The organism is Saccharopolyspora soli (assembly GCF_022678645.1).
Lineage (GTDB): Bacteria > Actinomycetota > Actinomycetes > Mycobacteriales > Pseudonocardiaceae > Saccharopolyspora > Saccharopolyspora soli.
Map to the genome: position 1 here is coordinate 15865 of NZ_JALBWV010000068.1, position 20642 is coordinate 36506.

Annotated in this window: 20 protein-coding genes; 3 read left to right on the top strand and 17 right to left on the bottom strand. The window is 69.8% G+C overall.

Annotation, left to right across the window (positions count from 1 at the left end):
• Positions 1–5 precede the first annotated feature (5 nt).
• Positions 6–980, bottom strand: coding sequence for a glycosyltransferase family 2 protein (locus MOQ72_RS35815; RefSeq protein ID WP_242190273.1), 975 nt, complete (start codon positions 978–980; stop codon positions 6–8).
• Between the two features lie 285 nt (positions 981–1265).
• Between MOQ72_RS35815 and MOQ72_RS35820 the strand changes: the two genes are divergently transcribed.
• Entirely contained in the window at positions 1266–3332 is a 2067-nt protein-coding gene (locus tag MOQ72_RS35820) for a S9 family peptidase (RefSeq protein WP_242190274.1), read from the top strand.
• Here the strand turns inward: MOQ72_RS35820 and MOQ72_RS35825 are convergent.
• The 6 genes from MOQ72_RS35825 to cmk all read right to left on the bottom strand — a co-directional run bounded on the left by MOQ72_RS35825 (position 3329) and on the right by cmk (position 8837).
• A complete protein-coding gene (locus MOQ72_RS35825) occupies positions 3329–4162 on the bottom strand; it encodes an aldo/keto reductase (protein WP_242190275.1) in 834 nt (277 codons plus the stop codon). The two genes, MOQ72_RS35820 and MOQ72_RS35825, sit on opposite strands and share 4 nt — an antisense overlap.
• Before the next feature lie 70 nt (positions 4163–4232).
• Positions 4233–5315 (bottom strand): sensor histidine kinase, encoded by a 1083-nt coding sequence (locus MOQ72_RS35830; protein ID WP_242190276.1) that lies wholly within the window; start codon positions 5313–5315, stop codon positions 4233–4235.
• Positions 5312–5938, bottom strand: a complete 627-nt coding sequence (locus tag MOQ72_RS35835) for a response regulator transcription factor (RefSeq protein WP_308198039.1) — start codon at positions 5936–5938, stop codon at positions 5312–5314. Before MOQ72_RS35835 ends, MOQ72_RS35830 begins: the two co-directional genes overlap by 4 nt.
• Positions 5939–6016: 78 nt before the next feature.
• Complete coding sequence (gene der, locus MOQ72_RS35840) at positions 6017–7429, bottom strand: ribosome biogenesis GTPase Der (protein ID WP_242190299.1); 1413 nt, start codon at positions 7427–7429, stop codon at positions 6017–6019.
• An 11-nt stretch (positions 7430–7440) separates the two neighbouring features.
• A complete protein-coding gene (locus MOQ72_RS35845; protein ID WP_242190277.1) occupies positions 7441–8115 on the bottom strand; it encodes a lysophospholipid acyltransferase family protein in 675 nt (224 codons plus the stop codon).
• Positions 8112–8837 (bottom strand): (d)CMP kinase, encoded by a 726-nt coding sequence (gene cmk, locus MOQ72_RS35850; RefSeq protein ID WP_242190278.1) that lies wholly within the window; start codon positions 8835–8837, stop codon positions 8112–8114. Before cmk ends, MOQ72_RS35845 begins: the two co-directional genes overlap by 4 nt.
• Before the next feature lie 162 nt (positions 8838–8999).
• On the opposite strand from cmk, the gene MOQ72_RS35855 reads away from it, so the two are divergent.
• Both MOQ72_RS35855 and MOQ72_RS35860 read left to right on the top strand, forming a co-directional pair.
• Complete coding sequence (locus MOQ72_RS35855) at positions 9000–9482, top strand: cation:proton antiporter regulatory subunit (protein WP_242190279.1); 483 nt, start codon at positions 9000–9002, stop codon at positions 9480–9482.
• A gap of 108 nt (positions 9483–9590) precedes the next feature.
• Positions 9591–10766 carry a cation:proton antiporter gene (locus MOQ72_RS35860; RefSeq protein WP_242190280.1) on the top strand — a complete coding sequence of 392 codons (1176 nt, stop codon included), beginning with the start codon at positions 9591–9593 and terminating at the stop codon, positions 10764–10766.
• 55 nt (positions 10767–10821) lie between these two features.
• Here the strand turns inward: MOQ72_RS35860 and MOQ72_RS35865 are convergent, their stop codons facing one another.
• The 10 genes from MOQ72_RS35865 to steA all read right to left on the bottom strand — a co-directional run bounded on the left by MOQ72_RS35865 (position 10822) and on the right by steA (position 20584).
• Complete coding sequence (locus MOQ72_RS35865) at positions 10822–11598, bottom strand: pseudouridine synthase (protein ID WP_242190281.1); 777 nt, start codon at positions 11596–11598, stop codon at positions 10822–10824.
• Entirely contained in the window at positions 11588–12253 is a 666-nt protein-coding gene (gene scpB, locus MOQ72_RS35870) for an SMC-Scp complex subunit ScpB (protein WP_242190282.1), read from the bottom strand. Before scpB ends, MOQ72_RS35865 begins: the two co-directional genes overlap by 11 nt.
• Positions 12253–13104, bottom strand: coding sequence for a segregation and condensation protein A (locus tag MOQ72_RS35875; protein WP_242190283.1), 852 nt, complete (start codon positions 13102–13104; stop codon positions 12253–12255). The genes scpB and MOQ72_RS35875 overlap by 1 nt, the downstream gene beginning before the upstream one ends.
• The gene (locus MOQ72_RS35880; RefSeq protein ID WP_242190284.1) at positions 13101–13451 is read right to left on the bottom strand and encodes a hypothetical protein; all 351 of its coding nucleotides are present in this window, start codon (positions 13449–13451) and stop codon (positions 13101–13103) included. Before MOQ72_RS35880 ends, MOQ72_RS35875 begins: the two co-directional genes overlap by 4 nt.
• Complete coding sequence (locus tag MOQ72_RS35885; RefSeq protein ID WP_242190285.1) at positions 13448–14389, bottom strand: ParA family protein; 942 nt, start codon at positions 14387–14389, stop codon at positions 13448–13450. The genes MOQ72_RS35880 and MOQ72_RS35885 overlap by 4 nt, the downstream gene beginning before the upstream one ends.
• 461 nt (positions 14390–14850) lie before the next feature.
• Positions 14851–15801: a site-specific tyrosine recombinase XerD gene (gene xerD, locus MOQ72_RS35890; RefSeq protein WP_242190286.1), complete on the bottom strand. Its 951-nt coding sequence runs from the start codon at positions 15799–15801 to the stop codon at positions 14851–14853.
• Complete coding sequence (locus tag MOQ72_RS35895) at positions 15798–16445, bottom strand: NUDIX domain-containing protein (protein WP_242190287.1); 648 nt, start codon at positions 16443–16445, stop codon at positions 15798–15800. The genes xerD and MOQ72_RS35895 overlap by 4 nt, the downstream gene beginning before the upstream one ends.
• Positions 16446–16546: 101 nt before the next feature.
• A complete protein-coding gene (gene pyrG, locus MOQ72_RS35900; protein ID WP_372495616.1) occupies positions 16547–18250 on the bottom strand; it encodes a CTP synthase in 1704 nt (567 codons plus the stop codon).
• Between the two features lie 214 nt (positions 18251–18464).
• On the bottom strand, positions 18465–19403 hold the full coding sequence (locus tag MOQ72_RS35905; protein ID WP_242190289.1) for a copper transporter: 939 nt from the start codon (positions 19401–19403) through the stop codon (positions 18465–18467).
• Positions 19400–20584, bottom strand: coding sequence for a putative cytokinetic ring protein SteA (gene steA, locus MOQ72_RS35910; RefSeq protein ID WP_242190290.1), 1185 nt, complete (start codon positions 20582–20584; stop codon positions 19400–19402). The genes MOQ72_RS35905 and steA overlap by 4 nt, the downstream gene beginning before the upstream one ends.
• Positions 20585–20642: the final 58 nt, after the last annotated feature.

Genomic DNA, 20642 nt, shown 5'->3' on the forward strand with positions numbered 1-20642 from the left:
GCCCCCTACGAAGCCAGCTCGGCCGCCGGGTGCAACCGGCGTTCGCGGGCCTGCGGGTGGAACTCCGGGCTGGTCTCCTTGACCAGGTAGTGCGGCCTGCGCTTGGCCTCGAAGTAGCTCTTGCCCAAGTACTCGCCCAGCACCCCGAGGAAGAGCAGTTGCAACCCGCCCAGTCCGACGATCCCGGCGAGCAACGTCGCGTATCCGGGCACGTGCACACCGTCCACAACGGTGTTCACCACCACGAACAGCACGTAGGCACCGGCCAGCACGGCCACCAGCACGCCCAGGTAGATCGACATCCGCAGCGGCCGGTTGTTGAACGAGGTCAGCCCGTCGATGCCGTAGTTCACCAGCGCACCGAAGCTCCACTTCGAACCACCGGCGGCCCGCGGCGCGTTCCGGAACGACACGTAGGCGGTGTCGAACCCGATCCAGGCGAACAGCCCCTTGGAGAACCTGTGGTACTCGGGCAACGACAGCACCGCGTCGACGGCCCGCCGCGAGAGCACCCGGAAATCACCGACACCGTCCTGCAACCGCACGTCGATGAGCCGACCGGCGGCGCAGTAGAACACTTTGGACAGTGTCGACCGGCAACGGCGCTCACCATCGCGGTTCCGCCGCGCGACAACCTGGTCGTAGCCGGAATCCAGCAGCACGAGCATCCGCCGCAGCAGCTCCGGCGGGTGCTGCAGGTCGGCGTCCAGCAGCGCCACCCGGCGCCCCCTGGCGTGCCGCAAACCGCACAGCATCGCGGATTCCTTCCCGAAATTGCGGCTCAGCGACACGTAGCGGAACCGCGGGTTCAGCGCCGCCAACCGGCGCGCTTCGCGCAGCGTCCGGTCGGTGCTGCCGTCGTCGACCAAGATCACCTCGTAATCTCGGACGCGTCCGGACAGCGCCGCGACCAGCGCGTCGTGCAAGCGCTGCAGGCCGTGCTCCTCGTTGAAGCACGGCACCACCATCGAGAGGTACATGGCAGGTCACATCCAGTGTCGGTCGACTCCCACGAGAACCGGGAAGCCGCTGCGGGCCAAACGAATCGGCGTCGACCGTAGGATTCGGTGCCTGCCGCACCCCCTCCCGACACACCGGCGAATAATCCGTCCGCGCGGCATCGAAACCTGTTGTCACCCGATGGCGGAAAGCCGGGATGACCCGGCCCCGTCACGCAACGCGAGCCAACTCTCACCAAACGTGGTGCCAACGTTCGGCGGACACCTGCCGACACTTGGCCGAACCGGAAATGGCAGGCTGGATCCATGCCGTCAGCGTCGTTTCCCCGCCGCAGCGCCCGAACGCAGGGCTTCACCCTGGGAGCACCGCGGAACTTCACCGCCGGTGCCACCGTGCTCTTCCTGCGCTCCGCCAGCGGCACCGACCGCAGCAACGCCCTGTGGGCACTGGACACCGACACCGGTCAGGAGCGCATGCTCGCCGATCCGGCCGCGCTGCGGGCCGAAGACCAGGTGTCACCGGCGGAACAGGCCCGCCGGGAACGCGCGCGGGAACGCGCTGGCGGCATCACCGGCTACGCCACCGACCGGGACGGCCGGATGGCCGCCTTCACCCTGTCCGGTCGGCTGTTCGTCACCGACGTCGCCGCGGGCACCACCCGCGAGCTGCCGGTGCCGCACCCGGTGGCCGACCCCAGGCCGGACCCGACGGGCCAGCGGATCGCCTACCTCTCCGGTGGCGGTCTGCGGGTGATCGAAGTGGACGGTTCCGACGACCGCGCGCTGGTCGAACCAGACGGCCCGAACATCACTTGGGGCGCGGCGGAGTTCATCGCCGCCGAGGAGATGGACCGGCACCGCGGCTACTGGTGGTCCCCGGACGGTTCGCTGCTGCTGGTGGCGCGAGTGGACGAATCCCCGGTGCGGCACTGGTACCTCGGCGATCCGGCCGACCCAGCGCGCGAACCGACCCCGATGCGCTACCCGGCCGCGGGCACCGCCAACGCGGACGTGTCGCTGGCTGTCGTCGGCCTCGACGGCGGCCGGGTGGACGTCGACTGGGACCGCCAGGCCCAGCCCTACTTCGTCACCGCGCACTGGTCCGAGCACGGTCGTCCGCTGATCGCGGTGCAAACCCGCGACCAGCACACCCAACTCGTCCTCGACATCGACCCGACCACCGGGCGGACCAGCGAGGTGCACCGCGACACCGACCCGCACTGGGTGGAGATCAAACCCGGCTGGCCCGCCTGGACCCCGGACGGAAGCCTGGTGCGCATCGCCGCTTCGGACGGCGCGTACCGGCTCGTCGTCGGGGATCAGCCGTGGACCGGGGCTCCCCTCCAGGTCCGAGCCGTCCTTGACGTCGGCGAGGACATCTTGATCTCCGCCTCCGAGCAGGACCCGACGCAGGTCCACCTCTACCGCGTCACCGCGAAAGGTGCCGAGCAGGTGACCGAGCAGCCCGGTGTCCACACCGGAACGCGCTCCGGCGACGTGCTGGTGGTCGCGACGTCCACGCTGGACGAACCGCGCACCCGCGTGCGGGTGCTGCGCGGTGCGCGAGAAGTCGCCGAGATCGGCAGCAATGCCGAAATCCCCGATCTGGACGTCAACGTCCGGCTGCTGCGCCTCGGCGACCGCGAGCTGTGCAGCGCCCTGCTGCTCCCCAACGACTACCAACCGGCCGACGGCCCGCTGCCGGTGCTCGTCGACCCCTACGGCGGTCCGCACGCGCAGCGCGTGCTGTCCCGGCAACAGGGCTACCTGACCTCCCAGTGGTTCGCCGACCAGGGCTTCGCCGTGCTGGTCACCGACGGTCGCGGGATGGCCGGTCGCGGCCCCGACTGGGACCGGGCCATCGCCGGCGACCTCGCCGGTCCGCCGCTGCAGGACCAGGTCGACGCCTTGCACGCGGCCGCCGCGCAGCACCCCGAGCTCGACCTCGACCGGGTCGCCATCCGCGGCTGGTCCTTCGGCGGCTATCTCGCCGCGCTGGCCGTGCTGCGCCGCCCGGACGTCTTCCACGCCGCGGTCGTCGGCGCCGGAGTCGTCGACTGGCGGCTGTACGACACCCACTACACCGAGCGCTACCTCGGTGATCCCAACGTCGTCCCGGAGGTCTACCAGGTGAACTCGCTGCTGCGGGACGCCAACAAGCTGGAGCGGCCGATGCTGATCGTGCACGGCACCGTGGACGACAACGTCGTCCTAGCGCACTCGCTGCGGCTGTCCGCCGCGTTGACCGCATCTGCGCGCCCGCACACCGTGCTGCCCCTGGCCGGTGTCAGCCACATGCCCACCGACGAGACCACCAGCGAGAACCTCTTGCTGCTGCAGGTCGACTTCCTGCGCAAATCGTTGGCTCGCTAAAGGATTTCCAGTGGCACGGGGTGCGGCGGCGCCGGGAAACCGGCGTCGAGCTCGGCGAGGTCCTCGGCTGACAGCTCGATGTCCAGCGCCGCTCGGTTCTGCTCGACGTGCTCCTGGGTGGCGGCCTTCGGGATCGCGCACACGCCGTCCTGCGCCAGCACCCAGGCGATCGCGATCTGCGCCGGGGTCACCGAGTGCCGCTGGGCGACCCGCCGCAACACCGGCTCGCCCAGCAGCCGCCCCTGCTCGATCGGGGAGTAGGCCATCACCGGCACCGCGTGCTGGCGGCACCACGGCAGCAGGTCGAGTTCGATCCCGCGCCGGGTGAGGTTGTAGAGCACCTGGTTCGTGGCGGACTGCCGACCGAGTTCGCCTGTGAACAACTCCGCCATGTCGTCGGGGTCGAAGTTGCTCACTCCGAAGTGCCGGATCTTGCCGTCGGCGCGCAGCTGCTCGAACGCGTCCAGCGTCTCCGCCAACGGCGTGCTGCCACGCCAGTGCAGCAGGTAGAGGTCGAGGTGATCGGCGCCCAGCCGCCGCAGGCTGCGCTCGCACGCCTCGACGGCTCCGCGTCGGCTGGCGTTGTGCGGGTACACCTTGCTGACCAGGAAAACCTCGTCGCGCCGCCCGGCCATCGCCGCGCCGACGACCTCCTCGGCACCCCCGCTGCCGTACATCTCGGCGGTGTCGATCAGCCCGAGCCCGAGATCCAGCCCGTGCCGCAGGGCCGCGACCTCCGCCGCTCGCTCGGCCCGCCGCTCCCCCATTCCCCAGGTGCCCTGCCCCAACACCGGCAGCTCCTGCCCGCCGGGCAACCGAAGACGTCGCATGCGCGCTCCGTTCCACAAGCTCTGATTTCACGCGGTCGATCAACGCCGGGCGTCGGCCCCAGGATACGGATCAGCGCAGCTGCGGCAGGACGGCCACCAGTTCGAAGCCGCCGTCCTCGGACGGTCCGGCGTTCAGCCGCCCGCCAGCCATCTGCACCCGCTCCGACAGCCCCGCCAGCCCGGAGCCGCCGCTACCGACCTCGACGGCCTCACCGCAGGGTGCAGCGTTGCTGACGACGATGCGCAACGAACCGTCACAACGAGCCAGGCGCACCCGGATACCCGCGCCAGGAGCGTGCTTGGACGCGTTCGTCAGCGCTTCCTGCACGACCCGGTACGCGGCGCGCTCCACGGCTGGGGGCACGTCGTGCTCGTCGCCGAGTTCGGAGGACAGCTGCACGTCCACCCCGGCCGCCCGCGCCTGCCCGACCAGGTCCGGGATCGAGTCCAACCCGGTCGGCTGGCCCGCCGTGCTCAGGCCCAGCGTCGCCCGCATCTCTTCCAGCGCCTGCTTCGCCAGTCCGCGCAGCCGCACGGAGGTCTCCTTCACGCCCCGCTCCGCGGTGGTCGTCGCCAACGCCGCCGACTCGACCGCGATCAACGTGACGTGATGCCCGACGGCATCGTGGATCTCCCGCGCGATCCGGGCCCGCTCATCCGCACGCGCCATCTCGGCCTTGGCGCGCAGTTCGGCCTCGGTCGCCTCCTCCAGCCGCCGCAGGCTGTCGGCCAACTGCTGCCGCAACGCCACCAACGCTCCCAACGCAACCGGCGCACCGGCGGCCAGCAGCACGAACGCCACCGTCAGGACGAGCGCACCCACCCCGAGCGACTGCGTGATCAACACCGGAGCCAAGGCAACGACCGACGCCAGCAAGACCCAGAAGACCAGCGGCTTCATCCGCGGCTGCGCCCGACCGAGCGCGAACAGTGCCACGATCGTCGGAGCCCACCCCAGGCCACCAACCATCGCGGGCAGGCAAAGGACCACCGCGACGCGCGGCCACCGCCGCCGCAGCGGCAGCACCGCCGCCCCCACCAGCCCGGACACCAGGGCGTATCCGAAGTGGTCGTGCGCGAACAGCACGGCGATCGCCGGAATCCCGACGACCAGCACCTCCATCCCGAACTGCCGCCACCGCGCCGGACTCACGGCGCATCACCCGCCACGCGCTGCGCGATCAACGCGGCCTGCACCCGGTTCTGCGCGCCGAGCTTGCTCAACACCGTCGAGACGTAGCTCTTGACCGTCGCCTCGGTCAACCCGAGCCGCGCACCGATGTCGGCGTTGGACCGGCCGTCGCCCAGCAGGTGCAGCACCTGCTGCTCCCGCCCGGACAGGCCCCGCACCAGATGCATCTCGTGGGTGTTGTCGCGCACGCTGCGGAACCTGGGCAGCAACCGAACCAGCACTGCGGGGTCGGCGTCCTTGAGGAGGAACCCGTTCGCCCCGAACCGCAGGGCGTCGGAGACGTAGTCGTCCAGGTCGAACGTCGTCAGCACGGCCGCCACCGGCGGATCCGGCAACGCACCCAGGTCCCGCAACGCGGTCAACCCGTCCTTGCCCGGCATCTGCACATCGATCAGCGCGACGTCCGGGCGGTGTGCGCGCACCTTGGCCAGCAACTCGTCGCCGTTGCCCGCCTCCGCGACCACCCGGATCGTGTCGTCGCCCTCCAGCAGCACGCGCAAGCCCCGCCGCAGCATCGCCTCGTCGTCGGCCAGCACGACTCGGATCGGTCCCCCGCCGTCCTCAGCCCGCACCTCTCGGGTCACCTCCCCTGCTCCGAGGGTCGCCAGCAGACTAGCGGTGCCGCGTAAACGCAGCGCACACACCACCCGAGCGGACAGTGATCAGCGACGGCCCTTGGCCTTGCGCTCCCGCACCCGAACGGAGATCCGCACCGGAGACCCGACGAATCCGAACGTCTCGCGGAACTTGCGCTCCAGGAACCGCCGATACCCGGCCTCCAAGAATCCGGTGGTGAACAGCACGATCGTCGGTGGCCTGGTCTGCGCCTGGGTGGCGAAGAGGATCTTCGGCTGCCGACCACCGCGCACCGGTGGCGGATTGGCCGCGACCAGCTCGGAAAGCCACCCGTTCAACCGACCGGTGGGAACGCGGGTGTCCCACGAGTCCAGCGCGGTGCGCAGCGTCGGGGCCAGCTTCGCCACCGCCCGACCGGTCCTGGCCGACACGTTGACCCGCTCTGCCCACCGCACCCGGACCAGCTCGCGGTCGATCTCCTTCTCCAGCTGGCGGCGCCGGTCGTCGTCGACCAGGTCCCACTTGTTGTAGGCGATCACCAGCGCCCGACCGGCGTCCACGACCATGGACAGCACCCGCAGGTCCTGCTCGCTCAACGGCTCGGAACCGTCGATGAGCACGATCGCCACCTCGGCCGCCTCGATGGCCGCCTTGGTGCGCAGCGAGGCGTAGTACTCGGTGCCGCTGGCGGTCCGGACGCGCTTGCGCAGGCCCGCGGTGTCGACGAACCGCCACACCTCGCCGTCCAGCTCCACCAGCGAGTCGACCGGGTCCACGGTGGTACCGGCGACGTCGTGCACCACCGACCGCTCCTCGCCGGTCAATTTGTTGAGCAGGCTCGACTTGCCCACGTTCGGCTTGCCGACCAGCGCGACCCGCCGCGGCCCGCCGGTCGCGCCGAACACCTCGCGCGGGGTTTCCGGGAACACCTCCAGCACGGCGTCCAGCAGGTCGCCGGAACCGCGCCCGTGCAGACCGCTGACCGGGTAGGGCTCACCCAGCCCCAACGACCACAGCGAGTGCACCTCGGCAAGACCGCGCTGGTCGTCGACCTTGTTCGCGGCCACCAGGACCGGCCGCTTGGAGCGGCGCAGCACCTTCGCCACGGCTTCTTCGGTGGCCGTGGCACCGACTTGGGCGTCCACCACCAGCAGCACCGCATCGGCGGTGTGCATCGCCAGCTCCGCTTGCGCGGCCACCGAAGCCTGCAACCCCTTGGCGTCCGGCTCCCACCCGCCGGTGTCGACGACCGTGAACCGGCGCCCGTTCCACAGCGCGTCGTAGGCCACCCGGTCGCGGGTGACGCCAGGGGTGTCCTGCACGACGGCTTCCCGGCGGCCCAGCAGGCGGTTGACCAGCGTCGACTTGCCCACGTTGGGTCGGCCGACCACGGCCAGCACCGGCTGCGGCTTCGCGGGCGCGTCTTCCTCCGGGGATTCGACCTCGTCGAACTCAGCCCATTCGGCCTCGTCGGACCACGTGCCGTCCAGGCCCTCCACCGACTCGTCGGTCACGCTCGTTTACCTCTCAAATCGTCTTGGTGCTGGTCCGCGACCAGCCGATCCAACTCGGCGATCAGCTCGACCAGTTCGGTGCGCACCGCGTCGGTTGCCGCTACCAGCCCGGTGCGGCCCTTGCCCGTCGGTACCGTGATCGGCTCCCCGAACAACACGTCGATCCTGGGTAGCAGCCTACGGCCGCGGCCTTCCGGTCGTCGCGTACCCCGGCAGGCCACCGGCAGGACCTTCGCACCGGACGCCCGCGCCAGCCACGCCGCGCCGTGCTGCGCGCTGGCCATGTCGCCCGCGCCGCGGGTGCCTTCCGGGAACACGCCGACCAAGCCACCGGCCCGCAACACCCGCACCGCGGCCAACAGCGGCGTCCGGTCCGGCTCGCCCCGGCGCACCCCGACCTGTCCGATGCGGCGCAGGAACCAGCCCAGCGGCCCGCGGAACATCTCCTGCTTGATCAAGAACACCGCGCTGCGCGGAATCATGCCGAACAGCAGCGGCCCGTCGATCAGCGAACTGTGGTTGGCCACCAGCACCACCGGTCCGCTGCGCGGAATCCGCTGCGCGCCGTGGATCCGCACCCGGAACGGCAGCCGCACGATCCGTCGCGAGATCCACTGGCCGAACCGGTGCAGACGCGCGGACGCGCCTTCTGGCAGGGTTTCGTCGGTCACGGCGTGGTCCGTTCCGCCGCGACCAGCAGGCCGCGGCTCTCGATGTGCTTGTGCAGCTGTTCGAGCACCGCCACCACGTCCAGATCGGTGGTGTCCAACTCCACCGCGTCGTCGGCCTTGCGCAGCGGCGACACCTGCCGCCCGGAATCCAGCGCGTCCCGGCGCTGCACGTCCGCGTGAGTCCGACCCAGGTCCCCGTCCCGACCCTCCGAGACGTCCTGCGCCGTGCGGCGGCGCGCGCGGGCGTGCGCGGAAGCGTTCAGGTAAACCTTCAGGCCCGCGTCCGGCGCCACCACCGTGCCGATGTCGCGTCCCTCGACGATCACACCGCCCGGCGCCAGCAGCGCATCGTTGATCAGTTCCCGCTGCTGGGCGACCAACTGCTCGCGCACCGCGGCGACCGCCGACACCGCCGACACCGCACCGGTCACCTCCGGCCCGCGGATCTCCCGCCCGACATCCGCTCCGTCCAGGAACACCGCGGGACGCACCGGATCGGTGCCCACGCTCAGCCGCGCCGCGCTCACCACCTGCGCCACCGCACCCGCATCGGACGGCTCGACGCCCGCGCGCAGCACGGCCAACGTCGCGGCGCGGTACATCGCACCGGTGTCCAGGTAAGCCGCGCCCAGTGCCGACGCCAACTTGCGGGACACCGTCGACTTTCCGGTGCCCGACGGGCCGTCGAGGGCCACGACACCGCGGAGCCTGGCGTGTGCCACGTCGCATGTCCTCCCAAGCAGGAAACCAACACCGTAGAAGTGCACCGGCACCAGCCGGACCAACCGTCTATTCTGCCTGGTCCGCCCCCGAGCATCCCAATCGCGTCCAGATCGGTCCGGACCACGGGACAAATGCGAAAGATCTCCTAATAAGGTCGGGGCGTGGACGTAACAGTGACCCCCTTGCCGGGGCTCGGCACGCAGCAGGACTTCACCACCCGCTCCGGCCACCGCATCGGCGTGATCACCTACCGCGACGGCAGGTTCGAGCTGATCGTTTCCGACCACGACGACCCGGACAAGGTGGTCGCCTCGGTCGACCTGACCACCACCGAGACCAGCGCGCTGGCCAACCTGCTCGGCGCCCCGCAACTGGTCGCCCAGCTCACCGAACAGCAGCGCGAGGTCACCGGGATCACCACCTGGCAGCTGCCGGTCACCTCGAACTCGCCCTACGACGGCCGCACCCTCGGTGAGACGGAAATGCGCACCCGCACATCCGTCTCGATCGTCGCGGTGGTCCGCGACGGCACCGTGCACCCGTCACCACGCCCGGACTTCCAGTTCGCCGCCGGTGACCTGGTGGTGGTCGTGGGCACGACGGACGGCCTGCGCGCCGCCAGCGAAATCCTGGAACAGGGCTGACCCAGCCCGGCTGAAGCACACTCCCGGTCACCGCACCGGGACACGCATCGCGCCAACGGCGGTCCGACGCGTGCCGAACCCCGAACAACTCCATAGAGAGGACATACGGTGCACGACACGGCGATCTCCCTAATCGAGCTGGGAGCGGTCTTCTTCGGTCTCGGCATCCTCGGGCGACTCGCCTGGAAGTTCGGGGTGTCCCCGATCCCGCTCTACCTGCTCGGCGGACTGGCCTTCGGCACCGGTGGGCTGATCACGCTGCACGGCATCCAGCCGTTCACCCACATAGCCTCCGAGATAGGCGTGGTGCTGCTGCTGTTATTGCTCGGCCTGGAGTACTCCGCGGACGAGCTGGTCACCGGACTGCGCCGCTCCTGGCTGGCCGGTCTGATCGACATCGTGTTGAACGCGGTGCCCGGCGCGCTGGTGGCCTGCCTGCTGGGCTGGGGGCCGCTGGGCGCGCTCGCCATGGCCGGAATCACCTACATCTCCTCCTCCGGCATCGTCGCGAAGGTGCTCGGCGATCTCGGGCGGTTGGGCAATCGGGAAACACCGGTGGTCCTGTCGATCCTGGTCTTCGAGGACCTGGCGATGGCCGTCTACCTGCCGATCTTGACCGCCGTGCTGGCCGGGGTCAGCTTCCTGGGCGGACTCACCGCCGTCGGGGTGTCGCTGATCGTCATCACGCTGGTGCTGGTCGTCGCGCTGCGCTTCGGCAAGTACGTGTCCGCGCTGGTCGACAGCCCCGATCCGGAGGTCTTCCTGCTGCGGCTGCTGGGCGCCGCGCTGCTCGTCGCGGGCATCGCCTCGGAATTGCAGGTCTCGGCGGCGGTCGGGTCGTTCCTGCTGGGCATCGCGATCTCCGGGTCGACCGCGGCGAACGCCACCCGGATGCTGGAACCGCTGCGGGACCTGTTCGCCGCGCTGTTCTTCGTCGTCTTCGGCCTGAACACCGATCCCAGGCACATCCCGCCGGTGCTGCTGGTGGCGCTGCTGCTCGCGGTGGTCACGTGCGTGACGAAGCTGCTCACCGGCTGGCTGGCCGCGCGGATGCAGGGCATCGGCCGGATGGGGCGGCTGCGCGCTGGTGCCGCGCTGGTCGCACGCGGCGAATTCTCCATCGTGATCGCGGGGCTGGCGGTGGCCTCCGGCGCGGTGTCGGGCGAACTCGCCGCCCTCGCCACGGCCTACGTGCTGCTGATGGCGATCCTCGGCCCGGTCGCGGCGCGGCTGGTGGAGCCGATGGCCCGGCTGTTCCTCCAACACCAAACCAGTAGAGCCTGAGTCCTGCCGTGCCGGTGCGGGCGGCAGAACTACCCGCGCTGGGCCCGGAAGGCGGTCAGAGTCCCACCGCGCGGTACAGCGAGCTGATCTCCTGCCGGTTCAACGGCCGGATGGCACCCGGCCGTTCCGTGGTCAACCGAACCTCGCCGATCTGGGTGCGCACCAGCCGCTGCACTGGGAGCCCGACGTGCTTGAGCAGCCGACGCACGATGTGCTTGCGCCCTTCGTGCAGCACGATCTCCACCAACGCCCGGTTCTGGTTGACGTCGACCAGCTTGAACCGGTCCACCTTCACCGGACCGTCGTCGAGCTCCACGCCGTTGCGCAACCGCTGCCCCAGTCCCTTCGGGACCGGCCCGAGCACATCGGCCAGATAGGTCTTGCGCACCCGGTAGGACGGGTGCATCAGCCGGTTGGCCAGTTCTCCGTCGTTGGTGATCAGCAGCAGACCTTCGGTGTCCTGGTCCAGCCGCCCCACGTGGAACAGCTTGCCCTGCCGTTCCCGCAGGTAATCGCCGATGCACGGGCGCCCCTGGTCATCCGACATCGTGCACAGGATGCCGCGCGGCTTGTTCAGCACCAGGTGCGTCAGGTTCTCGTTGACCATCACCCGGTCGCCGTCCACGTGGATCACCGCGGTCGCCGGGTCGACCCGCCGCCCCAGCTCGGTGACCACCTCGCCGTCGACCTCGATCCGCCCCTCGACGATCATCTCCTCGGCCGCGCGCCGCGAAGCCACCCCGGCTTGGGACAGCACTTTCTGCAGCCGCACACCCTCCGAATCGGCGCTGGGCTGCGAAGCACGGGACGGGGTGGGGTGCTCAGACGTCATCGATCGAATCCACTTCGGGCAACAGGGGAGCCAGCGGCGGCAACTCCTTCAGCGACGACAGCCCCAGCCGCTCCAGGAACAGCTCGGTGGTGCAGTACAGGATGCCGCCCGTCTCCGGGTCGGTTCCGGCCTCTTCGATAAGGCCGCGCCCCACCAGGGTACGGATGACGCCATCGACGTTCACACCCCGTACCGCGGCCACCCGCGAGCGGGTCACCGGCTGCCGGTAGGCGATCACCGCGAGGGTCTCCAACGCCGCGCGGGTCAGCTTCGTGCGCTGACCGTCCAACAGGTAGCGCTCCACGTAGGGCGCGTACTTCTCGCGCGTGTAGAACCGCCAACCGTCACCGACCCTGCGCAGGTCCAAGCCCCGTTCCGCGCCTGCGTACCCGTCGGAAAGCCGCTGAAGCGCCTCCCGGATCCGGGCCACCGGCTGCTCCAGGGTGTCGGCCAGCAGTTCCTCACCCGCAGGCACGTCCACCACCAGCAACAATGCCTCCAAGGCCGCGTCGAGTGCCACATCGGAGGTCAAATCCGGCGCTACCGGAGCTACCACCGCCTCGGACTCGCCCTCCGCCGAAGGTTCCGGCGGCTCGGCAGCGGTCGCCGATTCCTGCGGGGTCTCAGCACCCCCGCCTTCCACGGTCGGCTCCATCACCCGTACTCCTCATCGTCCTGCTTGGCGCGTTGGGCTTCGGCGTCGGCCTGGGCCTGGGCCACGCTGCCGCCGACCCACCGCACGTGCAGCTCACCCAGCGGGCTCTCCTGCTCGAAGTGCAGGACCTTTTCCCGGTAGAGCTCCAGCAGCGCCAGGAACCGCGCCACCACCTCGACCGTGTGGCCGCAGTCGGACACCAGCTCCGGGAAGGTGGCGGTGCCCTTCTGTGCCAGCCGCACCCGCAGCAGCGCCGCGTGTTCGCGAACCGAAACCCCGTGCTGGTGGATGTGGTCCAGCGAAACCGTCGGCGGCGGCTTGGGTCGGAACACCGCAGCCGCGATCTCGGCCAGCCGCTGCGGATCGACTCCGATCACCACTTCCGGCAACAGGTTCTCGAACCGCTCTTCCACCGAAACCGACCGCGGGTAACGCCGCAACGCCCCGGCTTCCAACTCGCCGAACAACGCGGCGACCTGCTTGTACGCGCGATACTGCAGCAGCCGCGCGAAAAGCAGGTCGCGGGCCTCCAGCAGCGCCAGGTCCGCTTCGTCCTCCACCTCCGCGGCCGGGAGCAGCCGGGCCGCCTTGAGATCGAGCAGCGTCGCCGCCACCACCAGGAATTCGGTGGTCTCGTTCAGGTCCCACTGCTCGCCGAGCGCTCTGGTGTAGGCGATGAACTCGTCGGTGACCTTGTGCAACGCCACCTCGGTGACGTCCAGCTGGTGCTGCGAGATCAGTTGCAGCAGCAGGTCGAAGGGGCCTTCGAAGTTCTCCAGTCGCACCGTGAACCCGCCGGTGGAGCCGGGGTCCTCGCTCGACTGCTCCTCCGGAACAGCGGGAACTGTCACTCGCCGGGCTCCCGCAGGCGCTGCACCAGCACCGATTCCGCACCACGCTCGTCGAGGTCGGCGAGCACCACCGCAACCGCTTCGCGCACCATCCGGCCCCGGTCCACGGCGATGCCGTGATCAGCCCGCAATGCCAGCCGCGCCTGCTCCAAGCCCAGCAACTCCTCGTCGGACACGTACACGGTGATCTTCGAATCGTGCCTGCGCCGACCCGAGCCGGACCGGGTCGCAACGGACCGAGCCGCGGACTCGGCCGACGCCCGTTCCGGCGGATCGGCGTGATCCGTCCGAGGAACAGTAGTACGGAACAGTTCGGCCGCTCCGGGCAGGGCGACCCGACGCGTCATCGGGCGATCACCTCACGCGCCAACGCCCGGTACGCCTGGGCACCTGCCGAACGCGGCGCCCACCTGGTGATCGGTTCGCCCGCCACCGTCGTCTCCGGGAACCGCACCGTGCGGTTGATCACCGCATCGAAGACGACGTCGCCGAAAGCCTCCACCACCCGCGCCATCACCTCGCGGGAGTGCAGCGTTCGCGGGTCGAACATGGTCGCCAGGATGCCGCTGATCTCCAGCTTCGGGTTCAACCGCTCCCGCACCTTCTCGATGGTGTCGATCAGCAGCGCCACCCCGCGCAGGCTGAAGAACTCGCACTCCAACGGGATTATCACGCCGTCCGCCGCGGCCAACGCGTTCACCGTCAGCAGGCCGAGCGACGGCTGGCAGTCCACCAGCACGTAGTCGTACTCCGACAGCGCTGGCTGCAGCACCCGGTGCAGCGTCTGCTCCCGGCCCACCTCGGCGACCAACTGCACCTCGGCCGCGGACAGGTCGATGTTGCTGGGCAGCAGGTCCATGCCCTCGACGGTGGTGCGACGCACCACGTCCTGGACGTCCACCGGGCGTTCCATGATCACGTTGTAAATGGTCTGCTCAAGCTGGTGGGGCTGTACTCCGAGGCCGACCGAAAGCGCGCCCTGCGGATCGAAATCCACCAACAGCACCCGGCGTCCGTACTCCGCCAGCGCTGCGCCGAGGTTGATCGTCGACGTGGTCTTCCCTACGCCGCCCTTCTGGTTGCACATCGCGAGCACCGATGCGGGACCGTGCCGGTCCAGCAACGGCGGCTCCGGGATGTGCCGACGCGGGCGTCCAGTGGGACCAAGACCGCGGGGGTTGGGCGTCAGGTCGACGTCTTCCTCGCGGTCCGTCGTCTCCGGGGCGATGCTCAGGTCGACCGCGCCCCGGGGCCGCCCGGCGGCGGAGGGCTGCGGTAGCGACATGGCGATCTGACTCCTTCAGGTGCCGGTGGCGATCAAACGCAGCCTAAGTGGCATCCATTACCAGCGGCAACGCGCCTCGCCGGGGTGTCGGAAATGCGTCCACGTTCGGTGTGATCTGATGCGCGATCAACGTCTACCCGTTGCACGGCCCGCCCGCATTCGCAGCGTGGCCAACTCACTCCTAAGCTTGACGTCCGCCCTGGCCGGGGATTCCTACTGCGGCGGCTCGCCGGGTTCCGGTCTTTCGTCGAGTCCGCAGGCGTTTTGCCTCGCCGTCCGTCCAGCGGCGAGGTCGTTGCTAACTGCCACGGTCATGAACAACGTCGCAAGGACACGACCATTCCCGCCCGCGCAGGGATTTTTCGCGTCGTCGCGGAGCGAGCGAATCAGAACGACCGAGCCAGGACAACTTCTTGATCGTTTTAGCGCTGATTCCCTCCGCCCCAATGCGAAGTGGACCCCTAGTCCGACATGAGGTGGGCGCGCGGATGGGCTGTCGCGTAAACCTCCCGCAGCGTGTTCACGGTGATCAGGGTGTAAACCTGGGTTGTGGTCACCGATGCGTGGCCCAGCAGTTCCTGCACCACGCGGACGTCCGCGCCACCCTCCACGAGATGTGTGGCGAACGAGTGGCGCAGCACGTGCGGCGACACCGACCCGGCGATTCCGGCGCGCTGCGCGGCAGCTTTCAACGCGTGCCACGCGCTTTGCCGGGAAAGCCGGGTACCGCGCGAATTCAGGAACACCGCCGCACTGCCGCGACCCCGCGCCGCCAGGCTCGGCCTGGCTCGAACCAAGTAGGCGTCCAGCGCCGCCAGGGCCGGTCGGCCGATGGGAACCAGCCGTTGGCGGCCACCCTTGCCGTCGAGCAGGACGGTGCGAGCGGTGCCATCGACGTCGTCGACGTCCAGGCCGACCGCCTCGGAAATCCGCGCCCCGGTCGAGTACAGCAATTCCAGCAGTGCCCGGTCCCGCAAGCCCCGGACGTCGTCGCCACCGGCGTGGTCGAGCAGCGTTCCCACATCGTCGATGGAAAGCGCTTTGGGAAGTCGTTTCGGCAAGCTCGGCGGCGCGACCTCGCGGGCGACGTCGACCGCCAGCAGCCCTTCGGCATGCCCGAACCGGTGCAGACCGCGGGCTGCCACCAACGCCCGAGCTGCTGACGACGGCGCGAGCGGGGGCCGTTGCTCGGTGCCTTCCCGCAACTCGGCCAGGAACCCCGACAGGTGCGCCGAGCGCACCTCGGCGAGCTCGGAAATGCCTTCCGCGACCAGGAATTCGGCGTATCGACGCAGGTCCCTGGCATAGGAGTCAAGAGTGCTGCCAGCGGTGCCGCGTTCCACGGCGAGGTGATCGAGGTAGCCGGTGATCGCCCCGCGCAGTTGCGGCGGCAGCGACTCGAAGCCCTTCACCGCGCCGCGAAGCGACGCGGCCGATCACGCCACTCGGCGTCCGCCGGGCGCGGCCGAGCGCGGCCGTCGCGAATCGCCTGGGCGGCGAGCAGCCCGGCCACCGCCGGACCGTTGACGATCTCCCCAGCCAGCGCCATCCGCACCGCCTCGGCCAGCGGGAACCGCCGGATCACCAGATCCGCCTCCTCGTCCCCGACCGCCGCCGGGCGGTCCACATCGGACAATCCGGTGCCCAGGAACACCCGCACGCTCTCGTCGGTGAATCCGGGCGAGGTCGCGACGTCGACCAGCACCGACCAGTCCCGCGCCGCGATCCCGGCCTCTTCGGCGAGCTCCCGCTGCGCCGTGCGCACCGGATCCTCCCCGGCGACGTCGAGCAGCCCGGCTGGCAGCTCCCAAAGCCGCCGACCGATCGGATACCGGTACTGGTGGATGAGCACGACCTCCTCGTGCTCGTCCAACGCCACCACCGCGACGGCACCGAGGTGCTCGACGACCTCGCGGCGGGCCTGCCCGCCACCGGGCATCCCGACCTCGTCGGCCCGCAACGCGAGGATCTTGCCGACGTACACGTCAGCGCTGGCCAGGGTGGTGAACTCGTGCTCGCCGTTGGTGCGCGCGACACCGTTCTCCGTCGTGTCCACGCCACCACCCTAGAACCAGCTGGCATCAGAGCACGACTGCCGCAACTCCCGCCGGGGTTCCGCCACCCGCACCGCCATCCAGAACGAGCCTGGAAACAACCTCAAATACTCGGTGCTGGTTCCTGGATGGGTTCGAGTTCGACCGGCAGGCGCTCCGCCGCGCGGTAGTCCAGCGCCCCCTTGACGAACGCCGCGAACAGCGGGTGCGGGCGCGTCGGGCGGCTCTTCAACTCCGGGTGCGCCTGGGTACCGACGAAGAACGGGTGCTCCTCGCGCGGCAGCTCGATGAACTCCACCAGCCGGTCGTCCGGCGAAGTCCCGGAGAACACCAGGCCCGCGTCGCTCAGCTGCTGCCGGTAGGCGTTGTTCACCTCGTAGCGGTGCCGATGCCGCTCCGCCACCTCGGTCGTGCCGTACGCCGCGGCGACGATCGAGTCCGCCTGCAGCTTCGCCGGGTACGAACCCAGCCGCATGGTGCCGCCCATGTCCCGATCACCGGCGATCACGTCGTGCTGATCGGCCATCGTGCTGATCACCGGGTGCTGACAGGGCTCCTCGAACTCGGTGGAATTCGCCCGGTCGAGTCCGGCCAGCGCGCGCGCCGTCTCGATCACCATGCACTGCAGGCCCAAGCACAGCCCCAGCGTCGGGATGCCGTGCGTGCGGGCGTAGCGGATGGCGCCCAGCTTGCCCTCGATGCCGCGCACCCCGAAGCCGCCCGGGATCAACACACCGTCCATTCCGGACAGTGCCTGCGCGGCGCCCGTCTCGGTCTCGCAGGTGTCCGAACCAACCCAGGAGATCTCCACCTTCGCCCGGTGCGCGAACCCACCGGCGCGCAGCGCCTCGGTGACCGACAGGTAGGCGTCCGGCAGGTCGACGTACTTGCCGACCAGCGCGATCCGCACCCGCTCCGAGGGGTTGTGCACCCGGTCCAGCAGGTCGCCCCACACCGACCAGTCGACGTCGCGGAACGGCAACCCGAGCCGCCGCACCAGGTAGGCGTCCAGGCCCTCGCCGTGCAGCACCCGCGGGATGTCGTAGATCGACGGCGCATCCGGGCAGGCCACCACGCCGTCCACGTCGACGTCGCACATCAGCGCGATCTTGCGCTTGAGATCCTCCGGCAGGTCGCGGTCCGCCCGGCACACCAGCGCATCGGGCTGGATACCGATGTTGCGCAGCGCCGCCACCGAGTGCTGCGTCGGTTTGGTCTTCAGCTCACCGGAGGGCGCCAGGAACGGCACCAGCGACACGTGCAGGAAGAAGCAGTTGTCCCGGCCGACGTCGTGCCGGACCTGCCGACACGCCTCCAGGAACGGCAGCGACTCGATGTCGCCGACCGTGCCGCCGACCTCGGTGATCACCACGTCCGGCGTGCGACCGTCCTCGTCCGGCTCGGCCATCGCCCGGATCCGGGCCTTGATCTGGTCGGTGATGTGCGGAATCACCTGCACGGTGTCGCCCAGGTATTCGCCGCGCCGCTCCTTGGCGATGACCGTCGAGTACACCTGGCCGGTGGTCACGTTGGCGTTGCGGGTCAGGTCGCGGTCCAGGAACCGCTCGTAGTGCCCGATGTCGAGGTCGGTCTCCGCGCCGTCCTCGGTCACGAACACCTCGCCGTGCTGGAACGGGTTCATCGTTCCCGGATCGACGTTCAGGTAAGGATCGAGCTTCTGCATGGTCACCCGCAATCCGCGGGAAGTCAGCAGTTCGCCCAGGCTGGACGCCGTGAGCCCCTTACCCAACGAGGAGGCCACGCCCCCCGTGACGAACACGTGCTTGATCGTGCGTGCTTGCGGCACCAACAAAAGCTCCCCGTGGTCAAGCCGTCGCCTGGCTGGATATCTGCGCTGGCAGGACGGCTGGATCCGTCTCTCCCACGGAATTCCAGCCTAACGCACGACCGTCCGGACGCGCACCGAGACCCGCCGCTGCCCCACAGGGGTACTGAGCATCCACACCCGTCCCACCAGCACCACCCGCACCGCAAAGCAAAACGAGTTCAAAGACAGACCCTCAGCCGCGGGTGTTCGGCACCGGGCCTTGGGCGCTGCTGGCGACGCCGTAGTGCCCGGACTGCCGATCGGCCTGCTCGCGCACCGCCAGGACCACTGCTACCCGTCCCGAACTGCTGCCGACGTTATCCACTGTGGACAGGATCGAGGAGATCGCGGGGTCCGCGCGGGCCACCCCGACTGCCCCGGTCCCGTCGGCCGAACCGGTGTCACCGGCGAGCACCGCGCCCTGGCCAGCGCGGTCGATCTGGGTCGCGAACCGGGCCAGGGTCGCGGCCCGGTCCCCCGCGCTGTCGCCATCGATGCGACCACCGGTCAGCACCACCGCGAGCTGCGCGGGCCGCAGTCCGGGCGAGGCCATCGCGAAGCCGCCATCGGCCAACCCGGCCAACGCCGCCTCGCGTTCCTGGTCGCCGGTTTGGGGTTGACCGCTCTGCGGATTCAGCAGGGTCAGCGGCCCGATGAGGCCCCCGGCCAGGGTGCCCGGATCCGCCGCGGTGGGCAGTTGCACACCGGCGGGCAGCAGTTCGGTGACGACCCGACGCAGCTGGTCTGCCCGATCCGGGTCGGCGAACGCCTCCCCCAGGTGCACCTCGCCGGTCAGGTCCGCCCCTGCGGCGCGCAGCAGTTGCGCCACCGCGTCGCGCTGCTGCTCGGAAACGTCCGCCGAAGCGATCAGCACGACGCTGCGCTGCGCCAACTGGTCCTGCACGGCCATCGGACCGATCGTCGAATTGACCCGCTCAGCCGCGGCGACCTGCGCTTTGAGCGCCGTTCGTTCGGCGCGCAGGTCGTCGACCTGGTCCTGCAACGACTGCCGTTCGTGGCCCACACCGGTCAGCAGCCGGTCGCTGACCGAGGAGGAGCCGACCACGACTCCCACGGCCAACGCCAGGAAGACCGCGGCGATCGACACGATGTGGTACCGCAACGAGATCACGTGAACAGCCCCTTGAAGTATGCGGACACGGAGTTGCCGGTGTCGGCGAGCACGTCGAGGAACGCAGTGCCCAGCCCGGAGACCACCAGCGCCACGGCCACCACCAACAGCACCGAGGTGACCAGCATCACGATGGCGCTGGTGGGCGTCCTGCTGCGCTGCAGGGTGGCCACCGCCGGGCCGTCGATGACCTTGCTGCCCAACCGCAGTCGGGTGAGGAACGTCGACGGGTTCGAACCGGAGCGCCCGCGGTCGAGGAATTCGCCCAGCGTCGCCTGGAAACCGACGGTGATCACCAGGCTCGCCTGGTGCGCGTCTGCGAGCAGCAGCGCCAGGTCCTCCGGATTGCCGGACGCCGGGAAGGTCACCGCGCCGATGGCGAGGTCCTGGATGCGTTCCAGGCCGGGGGCGTGCCCGTCGAGGTGGGCGGGAATCACCAGTTCCGCGCCGCACTTCAGGGTGTCGGTGCTGATGCCGTCCGGGTCGCCGACGATGACGTCCGGTTTGTACCCGCCCTTGACCAGCGCGTCGGCACCGCCCTCGACGCCGATCAGCACCGGCCGGTACTCCCGGATGTACTTCTTCAACCGTTTCAAGTCATCGGTGTGGCCGTAACCCGGCGCCAGCACGAGCACCTGCCGGTCGGCCAACGGCACGGTCAGCTCGGGCACGCCGATGCCGTCGAGGATGAGCGTCCGCTCCTTGCGCAGGAACTCGATCGTGTTCGCCGAGAACGCCTCCAGCTGCGCCGACATCCCGGCCTTGGCCTCGATCAGCAGGTCAGCGATCGAGTTGGCGTCCTGCTCGGTCCCACGCCCGATTTCCCGATCCCCGACGAACACCCCGCCCTCGTGCAGCCGGATCTTCGAGCCGTCCTTGATCCGGTGCACGACCTCCGGGCCGACCCCATCGATCAGCGCGACACCCGCCGACAGCAGCACTTCGGGTCCGAGGTTCGGATATCGCCCGGAAATCGACGGCGCGGCGTTGACCACTCCGACCACTCCGGCGACGACCAGCGCCTGGGCAGTGCTCCGGTCCAGGTCCGCGTGGTCCATCACCGCGATGTCGCCAGCACGGACGCGGCGCAGCACCCCGCCTGAACGTCGCTCGACCCTGGCGATCCCGACGACGCCGGGCAGTTTTTCCTGCTGACGGGCAAGCAGACCGCTGAGCTTCATGCGCCGATAGTGGCAAACCGACCACACGTTGTTGATCCGCCACGCCGATGGCGTTGAC